The sequence below is a fragment of the Kitasatospora sp. NA04385 genome, assembly GCF_013364235.1.
Classification (GTDB): Bacteria; Actinomycetota; Actinomycetes; order Streptomycetales; family Streptomycetaceae; genus Kitasatospora.
Genome location: NZ_CP054919.1, coordinates 326,932 through 343,336, shown reverse-complemented (window position 1 = coordinate 343,336; position 16,405 = coordinate 326,932). Strand labels below are relative to the sequence as shown.

At 70.8% G+C, this 16,405-nt stretch carries 14 protein-coding genes, 2 pseudogenes and 1 CRISPR repeat array (1 of these 17 cut by a window edge); of the genes and pseudogenes, 12 read left to right on the top strand and 4 right to left on the bottom strand.

Annotated features, from left to right (window positions below; genetic code table 11):
• Positions 1–203 precede the first annotated feature (203 nt).
• Positions 204–839, bottom strand: a pseudogene (locus HUT16_RS01500) (alpha/beta hydrolase); the annotation flags it as partial.
• Between the two features lie 340 nt (positions 840–1,179).
• On the opposite strand from HUT16_RS01500, the gene HUT16_RS01495 reads away from it, so the two are divergent.
• On the top strand, positions 1,180–2,556 hold the full coding sequence (locus HUT16_RS01495; protein WP_254897585.1) for a Fic family protein: 1,377 nt from the start codon (positions 1,180–1,182) through the stop codon (positions 2,554–2,556).
• A gap of 267 nt (positions 2,557–2,823) precedes the next feature.
• Positions 2,824–3,223: pseudogene (locus HUT16_RS39595) on the top strand (ATP-binding protein); the annotation flags it as partial.
• Between the two features lie 37 nt (positions 3,224–3,260).
• Here the strand turns inward: HUT16_RS39595 and HUT16_RS01485 are convergent.
• Positions 3,261–3,578 (bottom strand): hypothetical protein, encoded by a 318-nt coding sequence (locus HUT16_RS01485; RefSeq protein ID WP_176184666.1) that lies wholly within the window; start codon positions 3,576–3,578, stop codon positions 3,261–3,263.
• Between the two features lie 471 nt (positions 3,579–4,049).
• Between HUT16_RS01485 and HUT16_RS01480 the strand changes: the two genes are divergently transcribed.
• A complete protein-coding gene (locus HUT16_RS01480) occupies positions 4,050–4,400 on the top strand; it encodes a hypothetical protein (protein WP_254897584.1) in 351 nt (116 codons plus the stop codon).
• Positions 4,397–4,657, top strand: coding sequence for a hypothetical protein (locus HUT16_RS01475; protein ID WP_176184664.1), 261 nt, complete (start codon positions 4,397–4,399; stop codon positions 4,655–4,657). The genes HUT16_RS01480 and HUT16_RS01475 overlap by 4 nt, the downstream gene beginning before the upstream one ends.
• 312 nt (positions 4,658–4,969) lie before the next feature.
• On the opposite strand, the gene HUT16_RS01470 is transcribed toward HUT16_RS01475, so the two are convergent.
• Both HUT16_RS01470 and HUT16_RS01465 read right to left on the bottom strand, forming a co-directional pair.
• Positions 4,970–5,218, bottom strand: a complete 249-nt coding sequence (locus HUT16_RS01470) for a type II toxin-antitoxin system RelE/ParE family toxin (RefSeq protein WP_176184662.1) — start codon at positions 5,216–5,218, stop codon at positions 4,970–4,972.
• The gene (locus tag HUT16_RS01465) at positions 5,215–5,469 is read right to left on the bottom strand and encodes a type II toxin-antitoxin system Phd/YefM family antitoxin (protein ID WP_176184660.1); all 255 of its coding nucleotides are present in this window, start codon (positions 5,467–5,469) and stop codon (positions 5,215–5,217) included. The genes HUT16_RS01470 and HUT16_RS01465 overlap by 4 nt, the downstream gene beginning before the upstream one ends.
• 1,368 nt (positions 5,470–6,837) lie before the next feature.
• Here HUT16_RS01465 and cas3 point away from each other — a divergent pair.
• Genes cas3 through cas2e form a run of 8 tightly spaced genes read left to right on the top strand, consistent with a single transcriptional unit; the run spans position 6,838 to position 16,053 of the window.
• Positions 6,838–9,711: a CRISPR-associated helicase Cas3' gene (cas3, locus tag HUT16_RS01460; protein WP_368662661.1), complete on the top strand. Its 2,874-nt coding sequence runs from the start codon at positions 6,838–6,840 to the stop codon at positions 9,709–9,711.
• 28 nt (positions 9,712–9,739) lie between these two features.
• Positions 9,740–11,455: a type I-E CRISPR-associated protein Cse1/CasA gene (casA, locus tag HUT16_RS01455; RefSeq protein ID WP_254897583.1), complete on the top strand. Its 1,716-nt coding sequence runs from the start codon at positions 9,740–9,742 to the stop codon at positions 11,453–11,455.
• Positions 11,452–12,117, top strand: coding sequence for a type I-E CRISPR-associated protein Cse2/CasB (gene casB / locus HUT16_RS01450; protein WP_176184656.1), 666 nt, complete (start codon positions 11,452–11,454; stop codon positions 12,115–12,117). Before casA ends, casB begins: the two co-directional genes overlap by 4 nt.
• A complete protein-coding gene (cas7e, locus tag HUT16_RS01445; RefSeq protein ID WP_176184655.1) occupies positions 12,114–13,310 on the top strand; it encodes a type I-E CRISPR-associated protein Cas7/Cse4/CasC in 1,197 nt (398 codons plus the stop codon). Before casB ends, cas7e begins: the two co-directional genes overlap by 4 nt.
• Positions 13,307–14,062 (top strand): type I-E CRISPR-associated protein Cas5/CasD, encoded by a 756-nt coding sequence (gene cas5e, locus HUT16_RS01440; RefSeq protein WP_176184653.1) that lies wholly within the window; start codon positions 13,307–13,309, stop codon positions 14,060–14,062. Before cas7e ends, cas5e begins: the two co-directional genes overlap by 4 nt.
• Positions 14,062–14,766, top strand: a complete 705-nt coding sequence (gene cas6e / locus HUT16_RS01435) for a type I-E CRISPR-associated protein Cas6/Cse3/CasE (RefSeq protein ID WP_176184651.1) — start codon at positions 14,062–14,064, stop codon at positions 14,764–14,766. The genes cas5e and cas6e overlap by 1 nt, the downstream gene beginning before the upstream one ends.
• Before the next feature lie 4 nt (positions 14,767–14,770).
• On the top strand, positions 14,771–15,706 hold the full coding sequence (cas1e, locus tag HUT16_RS01430; protein WP_176184649.1) for a type I-E CRISPR-associated endonuclease Cas1e: 936 nt from the start codon (positions 14,771–14,773) through the stop codon (positions 15,704–15,706).
• Complete coding sequence (cas2e, locus tag HUT16_RS01425) at positions 15,703–16,053, top strand: type I-E CRISPR-associated endoribonuclease Cas2e (RefSeq protein ID WP_176184647.1); 351 nt, start codon at positions 15,703–15,705, stop codon at positions 16,051–16,053. The genes cas1e and cas2e overlap by 4 nt, the downstream gene beginning before the upstream one ends.
• Positions 16,054–16,154: 101 nt before the next feature.
• Positions 16,155–16,405: direct repeats of the CRISPR family, unit length 29 nt; unit sequence CTGCTCCCCGCGCCCGCGGGGATGGTCCC; it runs 570 nt beyond the window's last position.

The window sequence follows — 16,405 nt, the reverse complement described above, 5'->3', positions numbered from 1 at the left end:
CCGTGCGGACGACCACCAGACGCAAGCTCCCGTTCCGTTCGTGACATGGGGCCCATGTGACCCGCGTCACCTTGCGCAGGGGGAGGGGGCGCGCGGTGCCGGTCGACGAGTGTCGCGACTCGGCCGGGACGGCGTCGTGATCATGGCGGTCAGCTTCGATCTGACCGGTTGTGGTGTCCGGCCGGACACCACAACCATTCGCGTCAGGCCGTCGGGGCCGCAGTGCCGAGGTGCCGGGTGAAGGACCGGACCGCACTATCGGCCTCGAAGCGGGGCAGCTCCTTGTGCTTGCCCGAGCCCACGTGCAGGGGCTTCTCCGCCGAGGCGAAGGCGTCGAACAGCGCGAGACCCTCCTCGCGCGAGATGCGCCCGTCGTCCCACTGCAGGTCGAATTCGACGGGAATGGTGATCTGCTGTGCGTAACCGGCCAGCCGGTCTGGCCAGTGCTGGCCGAAGACCTCAGCCGTGATTCTCGGTTCGGCCGCCACGAACGGCACGCCGATCGCGGTGCTCATGTTGATGCCCCAGAAATCGGTCGGGCCGTCGGCGCCGATCTCCGGGCGCTCCCGGAGGGCGTCCAGGAGCGCCCGGTACTCGGGCACGGCGAGCTTCGCCAGGTGGTCGTTGTAGCGGATGACGATCGGGCCTTCCGGTTCGCCGGCCGTTCGGGCCGTGAACAGCGCGGTGATCTCCGCCTCGTCGTGCTCCGTGCGCGGCCGGTCGCCGTGACCGGGCACGTCGATGACCGCGACGTGGAAGCCGTAACCGTTCACGGGCAAGCGGGCGCGGCCAGCCATCGCAGGGTGCTTCTTGTGGTTGCCGCCGCCTTGGCCCATCAGGTGTTCTTCCTTGATCGGGAGTTACACCGATGACCGTACAAACCCTCCGTATGGCGAGCGGCGATGGGCCCGCCGACCAGCCACGATGGCGACGGCGGGCGATCCGAGGCCACGACAGCCTCGACCGTTACACAACGTCACCACCGGATATGAGACAGAGCCGTTCTTTTGCAGACCCTAAACGAGCGGTCAAACCTCATGGGGGTCTCTGCTACTCGATCTTGACTGGGTGTGTTCGGCAGCTGTTGCCGATACGCGCATGGCCGGTCTTGCCGGGGGTGGGGGCCGGGTTCGCGGAAAACCTGTTGAGGGGCTGGTCAGCGGTCGGCAGGCTTGGGCGGTGATCCGTACGCTGACCCCCAGCGATCTGAGCTGGGATGACGTGGACCCTTCCCGATACCCCTTCGACGCTGCCGCGGTGCACCAGGTGGTGCACTCTCTCGGGCCGGCCTCGCATGTTCCCCACCGTGTCGATCTTTCCTCGGCCGACCGGGCAATGACTAGCCGGAGGCTCGATGAGGGTCGCGCGTGGGCCGACGCGATGTCCCACGCCCTCGTCGAGCACTACGGCCGCTGGAGCGTGGGCTGGCGTTGGGCGCACGACGAAGGCGATGTGGGCGGCGGGCCGGTGGGGAGCTGGTGCTGTCCCAGGGACTCGATCACCATGCCGCAAGAGACGCTGGCCCGGGTCGCCTCCGCGCTGTCCGAGTGGCGTGCGTGGCTGGAGAGCCTCGCCGGACGCTTCGACGCGTACCCGCTGGACCTCTCCTCGGTCGGCGAGCAGCGAATCCTTTGGGAGCGCGCCGCACACCACCTGATCCTGCAGGTGACCGACCGCACGGGCTGTGGCAGCGGTTGGCACGGGCACTGCCGCCAGGTACTCACCTGGTTCCTCACGCACTGGGGAGTCGAACCCTCGGTCGCACGGACCATGGTGGACCAGGCGATCGGCGGACGGTTCAAGAGCTGGACCGGCCCTGACGTGCTGCTGGTCGAGGAGGTCGCGGAGCGGCTCTCGTTGTCGCTGCGGCCGGATCACGGCGAGTGGTCCGACCCCCCTCCCGCGCGGGACCACCTGCAGAGCTGGCTCACGATACGCGCGACCGCCCCCTGGCAGAAGTGCCCCGTCAGCGACAGCGGACCGGTGACTGCAGCACGGGACGGTGCGGCCGACGACATCCGGACCTTCGACCACGCCCTGGACCCCGCCCGTGCCCAAGGCATGCTCGCCGCACTCGACCTGGCGCGGACCGACGCGGCCCGCGGCGCCGCACTCGACTTCGAACTCCTCCGCGGATGGCAGCAGCACGTCCTGGGCACCAACCAGCCGCCACCCTTCCGCAGCAGGCCGGCATTCGCCAAGGAAGGCCGGGAGCGCTACGGCATCGGCCCGGACACCCGCGCCCGGATGGACTCCTGTCTAGCCGAAAGCTCCCCCGGCCTCGACGATCCACTGCCCATCACCGCCCGCGCCGCCCGCGCCTACCTCGACGTCTGCTTCTTCCATCCCTTCGACGACGGCAACGCTCGCGCCGCCTTCCTCGCAGCCGTCTTCGTCCTGGCCCGCGAAGGCATCACGCTCCACAGCGTCCCACTGCTGCGGCGCGTCTCCTTCGAGGCTGACGACCCGCGAGATGGCCCAACTCTCGCCTACTACATCAACATGCTCATAGAAGAGACCCGCCGTAACTCGGTTCCTCCCCAGCAGGGGCGGTAGGACGGACGGCAAGATCCCCCGATGCCCCGGTGGAACAGCCCAACCGGGCCGGTCAAGGTCACCTGGCAAAGGTCAAAGCGTTGTCCTCCGTCAGGTGATCTTGACCGGCGCGGTTGAACGGCCGTTGGTGCGGTCGGTCCGTGAACGAGCTGCCGGAGAGCGTGGACCGCGACATCCTTGACCATCGAGTCGTCCAGGCGATCATGTTGATCCAGAGGGCGACCGGCTGCACGCTCCGCGAGGCGATCGATGTCTTCGCGGAACGGTACGAGGAACTTCGCCGAGACCAAGACCAACGTCGCACTGCTCGGCCCGCCCGGCGTCGGAAAGACCCGCATCGCTATCGCCCTGGCAGTGGCTGCCTGCCGGGCCGGCTTCACGATCTACTTCACCTCGCTGGACGACATGGTCCGCCAGCTCAAGGCCGCCGACTCCATCGGACGCCTGAGCCGCAAACTGCACACCTATCTGCGGTCGCGCATCCTCGTGCTCGAAAAGGTACGAGAAGGTCTCGATCATCCTGGCCTCGAACAAGAGCTTCAGAGAATTCGGACAGGTCTTCGGCGACGAAGTCCTCGCCACCGCCATCCTCGACCGGCTCCTCCACCACTGCGACGTCCTCCCGATCAGCGTCCCCAGCTACAGGTTCAAGAACCACCTCACTTGACGGCGAAGCCGGTGTCGCCTGACCGGTCTGACCGGCACTACTCGCTTCGAGCCCTATTGACCTCAGCGGCCAGCACGGCGGTCCCGTGCAAGTGCGTGAAGTACTTCGTGGCGTATTCGTCATCAGCAATGGACGGAAGGATCGTTCCAAGTTTCGCAGTGCGTCCCTGCAGGATGTCCCGGTGCCGGGCATCCAGGGGGCCGTCCAAGGCCGACGCGATACAGCCGGCGAGCGTTGAGTCCATCATCACCACGCACTCACCCTCGGGCTCTCGCAGGTAGAAGCCCGGAGGGAAGGGCATGCCCCTGAACTCGCCCCACAACTGTGCCAGCTGATCCAGATTTGCTTCCGCCATGCCCCCGATCATGCCCTACGGCCAGGAGTCACGGGAACGGGTTCTGCAGGCAGCCCTGCACGTTCACTTGTACCGGAACAGCAAGGGACCATCCCCGCAGACGCGGGAAGCAGGGTTCGGATTCTGCCGCCGACGAGCCAGCGGTGGGGCCATCCCCGCGGGCGCGGGGAGCAGGTGATGCCGAGGACGGTCAGCAGGAGCCGGGGGGCCATCCCCGCGGGTGTGGGGAGCAGGAGCTTTGTGGACAGTGTTGTGGAGGTGTCAAGGAGCGTGGTGGTGCGGGCGCATGCTCCCACGGCCCTCCGACACCGCATGGGGTTGCCCGGTGGGTGGCCCTTGCCGGTGTTGTGCCCAAGGGTTGTTCCTGCGGATGCGGATGTGGGGGGCAGAGGACGGCTGACTTCTGCGGGTGAGTGAAGTGCGTCTCGCGGAGCGAGTAGCCTCGCAGCAGAGAAGAGAGGGAGTGCCGCTATGAGTCAGCCGGTGCATGACGGAGTCGAGCTTATCCCCCGGCCCGAGCAGAACCCGGCCGCGCTCAAAGCCGCCCTGGCCGTTGTTGCCGCGGACCGCCTCCCTGAGATGGTCGACGGGCAGACGAAGGCCATGGCCGAGGCCATCACCAGCGGCAGCGTCCAGCCGATCCGTGCCTTCGTCGCGCACTGGGCCGCCGTGGTGGAGATCGAACGGCACCCGGCAACCGCGCGGGCCTACCACCGGGCGAACTACCTCGCCAACCACGCCGGCACCGTCCAGGAGTGCAGGGAGCACGCCACCGTCGTCGCCGAGGTCTACCGCTCCGCCTACGCGGCGGTGAACGGATGACCTGGAGCTGGGAGTACCTGCCCAGCAAGCAGCACGTCACCGCCGGAGCGCCGGCCGACTTCCTCGCCGCTGTCGAGCAGAGGGCGGCCGAGCTCGTCCGTGCTGCCGAAGCGCTCTACCTGGACGGGACCACCTACCAGGGCAGCGGCGAGCCGATGCACTACCTCGACGTCGCAGGCGGCCTCCTCGCCTACTACGTAGTCCCACGCCTCGAACTCGTGGTCCTCTGCCAGATCACACCACCACCAGCCCTCTGACCACACATCCACGCCTCCGGTAAACCGGAATCGAGAGCCGCCCCGCAGAAGCGGGGAGCAGGAGCCGACGGCGAGCAGGGACCAGCGGGTGAGGGGGGCATCCCCGCGGGCGCGGGGAGCAGCTGCTGACCAGAACCTTGTCGGCGCGCCAGAGGGGGCCATCCCCGCAGGCGTGGGGAGCAGCCCTCCAGGCCGACGACGGACTTGGATCGGGAGGGGCCATCCCCGCGTGGGTGGGGAGCAGGGCCACTTCGAGCCGTAGCGGTCCGTGATGTAGGGGTCATCCCCGCGGGCCCCGGTGTTGTCGAGTGGTCAGGCCCGGCCGAGGTGGAACACGGTCACGGTGACCGTCTGGTCGTGGACCTCGTACTGGACGCGGTAGAAGCCCACCTGGACCCGGTAGATCCCGCTGATCCCGACCGTGAAGGCGCCCGCGGGCCTGGGGTTGTCGGCGAGCAGGTCGACGGCCTGGAAGACCTGCTCGATCCCCGCCCGGTCGCCGACGGCGTACTTCTGCGCTACGGCCAGGGCCTCGGGCTCCCAGACGATGCGGTAGGTCACGAGGCCTCTCCGAGGACCCGGCGGCGGGCCTCATCATGGGGAACGGCCGTCCCGGTCTCGCCGCGGGCCTTGCGCGCCAGGTACTCGGCGGTGGCCCGGTAGTACTCCAGCTCCTCCAGCTCGGCCGGGCTGATCAGGACGGCCATGGTCTGGCCCCGGTCCGAGAGGGCGATGTGCTTCTGTTCGGCGCTGACCTGCCGCGCCAGGGCCCCGAGCTTGTTGCGGGCCTCAGTGATCGGATAGGTATCCATGCGTCGAATCTATCAGTAGTGCGCACTTACGCGCGGAATACCGCAGTATGGGCCTGCGGCGCCTGGGCACTGGGCCGCCCCCGAAAACAGGGTGAGCCAGTTGACTGCTGACGCGCTCGGTCCGGACGTGGGACCAACCCCGCGGTCGCGGGGAGGACCGGTTCAGCAGGGCTTCGTAGGCGGGCCTCCAGCGGCAGACCCCCGCAGGCGCGGGGAGCAGGTAGAACCGCCAGGCGCTCTCACGTTCTGGCAGGGGCCATCCCCGCAGGCGCGGGGAGCAGGTCGCCCCAGACGACGCACCCCCCGACACGGCGGGGCCATCCCCGCGCGGGCGGGGAGCAGCTGATGGAGCACGGCTACGACCCCAACGGCGCGGGACCATCCCCGCGCGGGCGGGGAGCAGTTGGTGAGCGACCGGTTGTCGCCGTCGCGGCCGGGACCATCCCCACGCGGGCGGGGAGCAGGGCCTGGTTGGGGTGGCGGTGGGCGCGGTGTTGGGGCCATCCCCGCGCGGGCGGGGAGCAGAGCGTGGGCACCCCGTTGAACTGGACGGTGCTGGGGCCATCCCCGCGCGGGCGGGGAGCAGTCCTTCGTCGCGTCGAGGGCCTGCAAGAGGGCGGGGCCATCCCCGCGCGGGCGGGGAGCAGGCCTGTGCGGCGCTGGTATTCGGCGAGGGCGCGGGGCCATCCCCGCGGGGGCGGGGAGCAGCCTTGTTGACCTGCGGTGCTATGTGCCGGGGGAGCGGAAGTCTGCAACTTTCGAAGATTTGGACATAAGTGGCATAGCTTCCTTTTCTATGGTCGAGTGGGGGTTTTCAGGGCGCGGGTGCAGTTCTGTGGTGCGGCCGTCGGGTTTCGTGGCGAGCCGATGTTGTCGCAGTGTCGCTGTGCCTGTCGTCGGGGTGCAGGGATCGGCTCGATGTGTGCGGGGAGTGGTTGAGGCTGTCTTCGCGGCCCTTTGGGTGGGTTTGTTGCTGTGGAGGTGTCAAGGGGCGGTTGAGCGGGGCTGGATGGTCCCACGGCGGTATGACACCGGGCGGGGGTCTCGGCCATCGGTGTCGGGTGTCGGGGGCCGTGCTGTCCGAGGGGTTCCGCCCCCCCCCCCCCGGGGGGGGGCAGCGGCGGTGTGGTCGGGCGGCTTCTTCCGGGTGTTGCCATACCTGGCGGTCTGGGGTGGGATCGCCCGGTGCGGGGCTTTGGAGGGGGAGAGTTTCCCTGGTCGGGCCCTGTGCGGGGTGGTGTGTCGGCATCTGTGCGTGGGGTGTCGGGATTTCGTCATGGGAGGGGGCATGGCCGTCGGTGGTCCATATGATCGTCCGTCATCTCCGGGTGCTTGCCGGGGTCGTGCGGTGCGGAGAGAGGTGGGCGGGTGGGCGGCGGGTTCGATCTGCGGTCGCGGTTGTCGGCGGGGGCCCGGAGTGTGTGGGCGAAGCACGACAAGGACGGTGAGGGGTGGCTGCCGTTGTGGTGCCACATGCAGGACAGTGCGGCGGTGGCGGGGCTGTTGTGGGACTTCTGGGTGCCGGATCGGGTGCGGGCGCTGGTGGGCGGGGTACTGCCGGAGGGGGAGGTGGACGGGCGGCGGTTGGCGGTGTGGCTGGCGGGGGTGCACGACGTCGGGAAGGTGACGCCGGCGTTCGCATGCCAGGTGGACGCTCTGGCCGACCGGATGCGTGATGCGGGGTTGGAGATGCCGTACCGGGCGGGGCTGGGTGCGGATCGGCGGCTGGCGCCGCACGGTCTGGCGGGGCAGTTGCTGCTGCAGGAGTGGTTGAAGGAGCGGCACGCGTGGCCGGGGAGGGTGACGGGGCAGTTCGCCGTGGTGGTGGGCGGCCACCACGGCGTTCCGCCGGAGCAGGTGGCGCTCCTGGAGTTGGACGGGCGTGCGGAGCTGTTGCGGACGCCGGGCGGGAGCGAAGAGGTGTGGCGGAGGGTCCAGGGGGAGTTGCTGGACGCGTGTGCGGCGGAGTTCGGGGCGCAGGGGAGGCTGGGGCACTGGCGTGGGGTGAGGTTGCCGCAGACGGTGCAGGTGGTGCTGTCCGGGTTGGTGATCATGGCGGACTGGATCGCGAGCAACCCTGATCTGTTCCCGTACTTTCCGCTGGAGGCCGGGTTCGACGGCGGGCGCCGGGTGGCGGCGGCGTGGCGGGGGTTGGACCTGCCGGGGCCGTGGCGGCCGCGGGTGCCACAGGAAGACGCCCAGGTGTTGTTCGCGTCGCGGTTCGAGCTGCTGCCGGGGGCGGTGGTGCGGCCGGTGCAGGCGGCGGCGGTGGAGATGGCGCGGGCTATGCCCGAGCCGGGGCTGCTGATCGTGGAGGCGCCGATGGGGGAGGGGAAGACGGAGGCGGCGCTGGCGGCGGCGGAGGTGTTGGCGGCGCGGGCCGGTGCGGGCGGGGTGTTCTTCGCGCTGCCGACGATGGCGACGAGCAACGCCATGTTCCCGCGGCTGCTGGGCTGGCTGGACCGGTTGCCGGTCGAGGGCGGCGAGCGGCTGTCGGTGCTGCTGGCGCATTCGAAGGCGGCGCTGAACCGGGATGCCGCCGAGTTGCGGGCCCGCTCGCGGCAGCGGGTGGCGGCGGTGGACGTGGACGGTGCGGAGCGGGTGCCGAAGGTGGGTGAGGAGGGGGCGGGGCCGGCGGAGCTGGTGGCGCACCAGTGGCTGGCCGGACGGAAGAAGGGCCTGCTGTCGTCGTTCGTGGTGGGGACGGTCGACCAGTTGCTGTTCGCCGGTCTGAAGGCCCGCCACCTGGTGCTGCGTCATCTGGCGGTGGCGGGGAAGGTCGTGGTGATCGACGAGGCGCACGCGTACGACACGTACATGAACGCCTACCTGGACCGGGTGCTGGGCTGGCTGGGTGCGTACGGGGTGCCGGTGGTGGTGCTGTCGGCGACGCTTCCGGCCGCGCGCCGCCGGGAGCTGGCGCAGGCGTACGCGGGCGTCGGCGAGGGAGATGACGGGCGGTTCGCTGCTGTGGGGCAGGCGCGGGAGTATCCGCTGCTGACGGCGGTGTGCGCCGGGCACGATCCGCTGCTGGGGCGGCCGGCGGCGTCCGGCCGCGGGGGCGAGGTGCGGTTGGAGCGGCTGGATGACGACCTGGAGGTGCTGGCGGACCGGCTGGAGGCCGAGCTGGAAGGAGGTGGGTGCGCGCTGGTGGTGCGCAACACCGTCGACCGGGTGCTGGAGGCGGCCATGGTGCTGCGGGAGAGGTTCGGGAACGGAGCGGTGAGCGTCGCGCACGCCAGGTTCATCGACACCGACCGGGCCGAGAACGACAGCGCGCTGCTGGAGTTGTTCGGCCCGGACGGCTCGCGGCGACCCGGGCGGCACATCGTGGTGGCCAGCCAGGTGGCGGAGCAGTCGCTGGACGTGGACTTCGACCTGCTGGTGAGCGACGTGGCGCCAGTGGACCTGCTGCTGCAGCGGGTGGGGCGGCTGCACCGCCACCGGCGCCCGGGCCGACCCGCGCGGCTGCGGGAGGCGAGGTGCCTGCTGACGGGCGTCGACTGGTCCGCCGCGGTACCCGCGCCGGTGCGCGGATCGGAGGCGGTGTACGGGCGGCACGCGCTGCTGCGCGCGCTCGCCGTGCTGCACCCCTACCTGGAGGAGGGACGGAGCCTGTCCCTGCCCGGTGACATCAGCGCCTTGGTGCAGGCGGCGTACGGGGACGGGCCGGTGGGGCCCGTGCAGTGGGCGTCGGTGCTGGAGGAGGCGCGGCTGGTCCACGAGCAGCTGCAGGTGAAGAAGGCGCGGGCGGCGGATGTGTTCCGGATCAGGGAGGTGGGCAAGGACGGCCGGTCGCTGATGGGCTGGCTGGCCGGGGGAACGGGTGATGCGGACGACACGCGTGCCGGGCTGGCCCAGGTGCGTGACAGCCCGGAGAGCATCGAGGTGGTCGTCGTCGAAGAGTTGGAGGACGGCTCGCTGGCGACGGTGAGCTGGGCGGGCGAGGGGAGGGGAGGTCTGCCGCTGCCGACCGGTTCGGTGCCGTCGCCGAAGGCGGCGAAAGCGGCGGCGGCCTGCGGGCTGCGCCTGCTGGCGCGCTTGGCAAAGCCGTACATTATTGACCGGGTAATTGCCGAACTTGAGCGTTTCTACTTCGAAAGTTGGCAGGTTAAGGAAAACCCTTGGTTGGCAGGCCAGTTGATCCTTCCGATCAGGCCCGGTTGTCCGACCCTTCTGGCAGGGTTCCGACTCATGTACACCCGTGAGAACGGACTCGAGGTGTCGAGTGCCGACGCATGAGCGCACCCAAGTCCTGGATGGAACAGCAGTGTTCGACCTGACAGGGCAGGCGTGGATCCCGGTCCTGCTGGCCGGCGGCCGCGAGAGCGAATTGTCACTGCGCGAGGTATTCGAGCAGGCGCAAAGAATCAGGCGACTGGCCTGCGAACTCCCCACCCAGGAATTCGCCCTCACCCGCCTGCTGCTGGCCATCGCCCACGATGCCCTGGACGGCCCGGGCGACACCGAGGAATGGGCCGACCTGTGGGAGGACCCGCAGGCGCTGCACCCGGTGCTGCCCTACCTGGAGGAATACCGGGACCGCTTCGACCTCCTCCACCCGCGCACGCCGTTCTTCCAGTGCGCGCAGCTTCGGACCGGCAAGGACGAGGTCTTCCCGCTGAACCGGATCGTGGCGGACGTGCCCAACGGCAACCCGTTCTTCACCGCGCGCTTCCCCGGCGTCGAGCGCATCACGTTCGCCGAGGCCGCCCGCTGGGTCGTGCACGCCCAGGCCTACGACACCTCGGGCATCAAGACCGGCGTGGAGGGCGACCCGCGGGCCAAAGCGGGCAAGGCCTACCCCCAGGGCCCGGCCTGGGCCGGCAACCTCGGGGCGGTGCTCGCCGAAGGCACGGACCTGCGCGAGACGTTGCTGCTGAACCTGATCGCGGCCGACCACTGGAGCACCGTCCACGGCGACCTGCCCGCCTGGCGCCGACCGCCCGCCGGCCCCGGCGCGGCCGACGACCTGGCCTTGCGTCCCACCGGCCCGCGCGACCTGTACACCTGGCAGTCCCGCCGCATCCGGCTGCACGCCGACCACGACGGTGTGCACGGCGTCGTCCTCACCTACGGCGACCCCCTCGTCCCTCGGAACAAGTTCGGCACCGAGCCCATGACCGGCTGGCGGCGCAGCCCTGCGCAGGAGAAGAAACTCGGCCAGTCGCCGGTGTACCTGCCCAGGGAAGTGGACCCGGCCCGATCGGCCTGGCGCGGTCTGGGCTCGCTGATCGCCTCCGCTGCCCCGTCCCAGGGCGCGGCCGCAGACCCTGCGCCGGAACTGAGGCCGGGGCTGGTGCACTGGCTGGCCCGGCTGGAAGCGGACGAGATCCTGCCCAAGGGGCGCCGGATGCGGCTGCGGACCTTCGGCGCCGTGTACGGCACCCAGCAGTCGGTCATCGACGAGATCGCCGGCGACGCGGTGGCGTTCGCGCTGGTCGTGCTGAGCGAACGGGACTCCCGTCTGGGCGAGACCGCGAAGATCGCGGCCACCGACGCGGATCTCGCCGTCCGGGCCCTGGGCGACCTGGCCTCCGATCTCGCACGGGCGGCAGGCAGCGAGTCCGAGACCCCCAAAGCGAGCGCACGGGACGCCGGATTCGGAGCCCTCGACGGCCCCTACCGGCTCTGGCTGGCGGCCATCCGCGACGGCGACGACCCGGCCGCGCTGCGCACCGACTGGCAGCAGCAGGCCCGCCGGATCGTCTCCACCCTCGCCGACGGCCTCATCGCCCAAGCCGGAGACACCGCGTGGGCGGGACGGACAGTGGTCACCAAACAGGGCGAGGCCTGGCTGAGCACCGACTCCGCCGACCTGTGGTTCCGCAGCCGCCTCAAGCGCGCCCTGCCGCTGGCCCACCCCACCACCCCGCAGCCCGATCCCACAGACCGCCCTCCGGCACCCCTCGCCCCCGGTACCTCCGACGCCCCGGTACCCGCAGACCCTGACACCGCCCCCGACAGCGAAAGGGCGACCGCATGACCACCGCCCCACCAGCCACCGTACAGCGCCGCCGCGTGCTCGGCCCGGTCGGTACCCTCGCCGGCAGCGAGATCGGCCGCCTGCAGAAGGGCTACCTGGACGACCGCCCCGACGCCGTCGCCGCCCTCGCCCGGCTGCGCCGCGGCGCCGGCAAGGACACCTCCACCATCCCCGACCTGTGGGGCCTGCTCGACAGCGACACCCTCCACGCCGACCCGGCATTGCACCAGGACGCCGCACACACCGCCCTGTACACGGCCGCGACCCTGTACGCCTTGCACCAGCAGTCCCGCGGCACCCGCATGCACCGGCCCGGCGGTGACGAACTCGGCACCGCCGTACGCCGCCTGATGCCCGGCGGCGACATGGACGAGCCGACCCGCAAGCGCTTCGTGCGGGCCGGATCCGCGGCCACGATGCCCGTCCTGGCCACCCGCCTGCGCGAGATCGTGCTGCTGCTGCGCCGCGGAGACTTCGCTCTCGACTACGCCCTGCTCGCCGAGCAGCTCTACCAGTGGCAGCAGCAGCCGTGGGGGCCGGACAGCATCCGGCGCTCCTGGGGCCGCTCCCTGCACGCCCACCGCGCCAAGCCCGCCAGCGGTACAGCCTCCGATACCGACAGCACCGCCGACACCGACGAGAACAAGGACAGCGCCCAGTGAGCAGCCGCATCATCCTCGACGTGCACGCCCTGCAGAGCGTCCCGCCGAGCAACCTGAACCGGGACGACACGGGCGCGCCCAAGACCGCGGTGTACGGCGGCGCCACCCGCGCCCGGGTCTCCAGCCAGTCCTGGAAGCGCGCCACCCGCCGCTACTTCGACACCATCCTCGACCCGGCCGAGCTCGGCGTGCGCACCAAGCGGGTCGCCGAACTCCTCGCCGAGCGCATCACCGAGCTCGCCCCCGGCACGGGTGAGGCCCAGGCGCTGGCGCTGGCGGCGGAGGTGCTGCAGACCGCGACCGGTTCGAAGATCGAGCCGCCCAAGCGCAAGGTCGAGCAGGCGAAGAAGAACGGCGGCGACGACCCGGCGCCCGAGTCCTCCTACCTGATGTTCCTCAGCGCCCGCCAGCTCGACCACCTCGCGGCCCTGGCCGTCGAAGGCGCCGCCGACATCAAGGCGTTCTTCAAGGACAAGGACGCCAAGGCCCGCGCGAAGAAGATCGCCGACGGCCGGCACTCCGTCGACATCGCCCTGTTCGGACGGATGGTCGCCGACTCCACCGACATCAACGTCGACGCCGCCGCCCAGGTCGCCCACGCCATCGGCGTGCACCGCAGCGAGACCGAGTCCGACTACTTCACCGCCGTCGACGACCGCAACACCGACGCCGAACCGGGCGCGGGCATGATCGGCACCGTCGACTTCAACTCCGCCACCCTCTACCGCTACGCCGCCCTCGACGTCGACCTACTGGAGCGCAACCTCGGCCGGGGCCTCGACCAGGACGAGGCGCCCGCCACCCCGGTGCGCCGCGCCGTCGAGGCGTTCCTGGAGGGCTTCGTCTCCTCCCTGCCCACCGGCAAGATCAACACCTTCGGCAACCACACCCTCCCCGACGCCGTCCTCGTCACCCTGCGGACCTCACGTCCCGTCAGCTTCGTCGGCGCCTTCGAGAAGCCCGTCGCCCCCGACGCCGACGGCGGTCACCTGGAGCCCGCCTGCGCCCGCCTCGCCGACTACGTCCCCGAGATCGAACGGGCCTACGGCGACGACGACGCCCAGACCTGGGTCCTGCGGGTGGGCCCCGCCACCGCCAAGCTCTCCTCCCTCGGCCAGGAGACCCCGCGGCTCTCCGGCCTGGTCACCACCGTCGGCGCCGCCGTCGCCGCCCGCCTGGAGCAGCGCGGATGAGCGTGCTGGCCCTGCAACTGGCCGGCCCCCTGCAGTCGTGGGGGGCCACCTCGCGCTTCGCCCGGCGCACCACCGAGAACGCCCCCACCAAGAGCGGCGTGATCGGACTGCTCGCCGCCGCGCTCGGCCTCGAACGCGGCGACGATGCGGGGCTCGCCGAACTCGCCGCCCTGCGCTTCGGCGTCCGCATCGACCAGCCCGGTGCCCGGCTGCGCGACTACCAGAGCGCCCAGCACTTCGACACCGGCGAGTCGATGCCGCTCTCCGAGCGCTTCTACCTGGCCGATGCCGTCTTCGTCGCGGCCGTCGAAGGCCCGGCCCCGCTCATCGAACGCCTCTACACGGCCGTCCGGGCCCCCGTCTACCTGCCCTACCTGGGGCGCCGCTCCTGCCCGCCCTCCCGCACGCTGGACCTGCACGACGACCGGAGCGTCCACCACGACGGCGACCTCGAAGCCGTCCTGGCCCGACTGCCCTGGCGTGCCTCCGCCTGGCACCAGCAGCGCCACCGCGACCGCACGAGCGTCGACCTGACCGTCCTCGCCGAGATCCCGCCAGGTAGCAACCCCGCCGCGTCCGTCCAGGGCGACGTGCTGCGCGACCAGCCGCTCAGCTTCGACGTCCGCCACCGCCGCCACGGCCTGCGCACCGTCCGCACCACCACCGTCACCGTGCCCAACCCCCGTGCCAGGCCACGGTCCACCGCTGCCGTGCCCGCCCACGACCCGACGACACACCTGGAAAGCGCCTGATGTACCTGACCCGCTTCCGCTTCAACACCGCGCGCGCGGGAGCCCGCCGACTGCTGTCCTCCCCCCAGCACCTGCACGCCGCCGTCATGTCCGCCTTCCCCGAGATCCTCCCCACCGCCCCCGGCCCGCGCGTCCTGTGGCGCACCGACCACAACGCCGCCGCCGAAGTGCAGTTGTACGTCGTCGGCCCGTCCCGCCCCGACCTCACCCACCTCGTGGAACAGGCCGGCTGGCCCGCCGCAGCCGCCACCGGCACGGCCGGCTGGCAGACCTACGCCTACGCCCCGTTCCTCGAACGCCTCGACAAGGGCACCGCCTGGAACTTCCGCCTCACCGCCAACCCCGTCCACCACGTTCGCACCAAGGACGGCGAGCCCACCAAGCGCACCGCCCACCTCACCGCCCGGCACCAGATGCAGTGGCTGCTCCAGCGCCAGGACGCGGGCGGCTTCCGCATCCTGGCCAAACCCGCCGAGCGCCGGCACACCGAACACGGCGACGAACACCAACTCGCCGTCCACGGCCAGCGCAGCCTCGCCTTCTCCAAGCACGGCGCCACCGGACGCGTCACCCTCACCGCCGTCACCTTCGACGGCCGCCTCGAAGTCACCGACCCCGACGCCCTGCGCGCCGTACTGACCGGCGGCCTCGGCAAAGCCAAGGCCTACGGCTGCGGCCTGATGACCCTCGCCCCGATCGGCTGACCCCGTGAGCACCGTCAGCCGCCGACCGGCCAGCAGCCCGCGCGAACTCGCCCGCGCCGCCGACCGCATCTCCTTCCTCTACCTCGAACGCTGCACCATCCACCGCGACGCCAACGCCCTCACCGTCGAAACCGCCGACGGCACCACCCACATCCCCTCCGCCACCATCGGCACCCTGCTCCTGGGCCCCGGCACCCGCATCACCCACCAGGCGATGAGCGTCCTCGGCGAAACCGGCGCAGCCGTCGTCTGGACCGGCGAACACGGCGTCCGCCACTACGCGGCAGGCCGCTCCCTGTCCCGCTCCTCCGCCCTCGCCGAAGCCCAGGCCCTTCGCTGGGCGAACCAGCGCACCCGCCTGGACACCGCCCGGGCCATGTACCGCCTGCGCTTCCCCGGCGAAGACCCGGCGGGCCTCACCCGACGGCAACTCCTCGGCCGTGAAGGCGACCGCATGAAGGACTGCTACCGCGCCGAAGCCGCCAGAACCGGCATCCGCTGGAGAGGACGCCACTACACTCCCGGCGACTTCACCTCCGGAGATCCCGCCAACCAGGCCATCACCGCGGCCGCCCAAGCCATGTACGGCGTCTCGCACGCCGTCATCGCCGCACTCGGCTGCTCACCCGCCCTCGGGTTCGTACACTCCGGCCACGAACTCTCCTTCGTCCTCGACATCGCCGACCTCTACAAGACCGACGTCGGCATCCCCGTCGCCTTCGACGTCGCAGCCGCCTCCCCCGAGGACATCGGCGCCCGCACCCGCCGCGCCCTGCGCGACCGCATCCGCGAACTGCGCCTGCAGGAACGGATCGTCACCGACATCCGCAACCTGCTCGCCGTCGAAACAGCCACCGATGACGAGGACACGGTCACCCTCCAGGCCGACCACGGGCAACACGTCGCCGCCGGAGTCAACTACGGGGAGGGCAACTGGTGACCGTCATCGTCCTCACCAACTGCCCTGTCGGACTACGCGGCCTGCTCACCCGCTGGCTCCTGGAGATCTCCGCCGGAGTGTTCATCGGCTCTCCGACCGCACGCGTACGGGACGTCCTCTGGGCCGAAGTCCGGCAGCACGCGGGCCAGGGCCGGGCCCTCCTGATCCACACCTCGAACACGGAGCAGGGTTTCACCTTCCACACCCACGACCACGCCTGGAAACCCGTCGACCACGAAGGCCTCACCCTCATCCACCGACCGAACACCACCGCAACACCGGCACCCGGTCCCGCAAAGCCGGGCTGGAGCACCGCGTCCAAACTGCGCCGTTTCGGAAGACGCTGAACGACTGCTGGAAGAGCCTGGATTGCATGTCCGTTATGCCGGAATCAGCGAAGTTTGCAGTTTCACGCCACATCGCCAGGTAAACCCACAGGTCATCAAGACTGCTCCCCGCGCCCGCGGGGATGGTCCCGTTGACGGTGATCGAGTCGTCGTACCGACCCACTGCTCCCCGCGCCCGCGGGGATGGTCCCTTGGCCGAGGCGCTCACCCACACCGCGGCCGACTGCTCCCCGCGCCCGCGGGGATGGTCCCTGCGCAGGTCGCGACACCCTTGGACGGGTGTCCTGCTCCCCGCGCCCGCGGGGATGGTCCCCTCACCCAGAGTCCGGTCCGCAGGTCGCTGTCCTGCTCC

What these genes read in the sequence shown, in the direction of transcription:
- HUT16_RS01485 (WP_176184666.1), bottom strand. Translation starts at nt 3,578, where the DNA reads ATGGCGGAAGCAAATCTGGATCAGCTGGCACAGTTGTGGGGCGAGTTC.
- HUT16_RS01480 (WP_254897584.1), top strand. Translation starts at nt 4,050, where the DNA reads ATGAGTCAGCCGGTGCATGACGGAGTCGAGCTTATCCCCCGGCCCGAG.
- HUT16_RS01475 (WP_176184664.1), top strand. Translation starts at nt 4,397, where the DNA reads ATGACCTGGAGCTGGGAGTACCTGCCCAGCAAGCAGCACGTCACCGCC.
- HUT16_RS01465 (WP_176184660.1), bottom strand. Translation starts at nt 5,469, where the DNA reads ATGGATACCTATCCGATCACTGAGGCCCGCAACAAGCTCGGGGCCCTG.
- casB (WP_176184656.1), top strand. Translation starts at nt 11,452, where the DNA reads ATGACCACCGCCCCACCAGCCACCGTACAGCGCCGCCGCGTGCTCGGC.
- cas5e (WP_176184653.1), top strand. Translation starts at nt 13,307, where the DNA reads ATGAGCGTGCTGGCCCTGCAACTGGCCGGCCCCCTGCAGTCGTGGGGG.
- cas6e (WP_176184651.1), top strand. Translation starts at nt 14,062, where the DNA reads ATGTACCTGACCCGCTTCCGCTTCAACACCGCGCGCGCGGGAGCCCGC.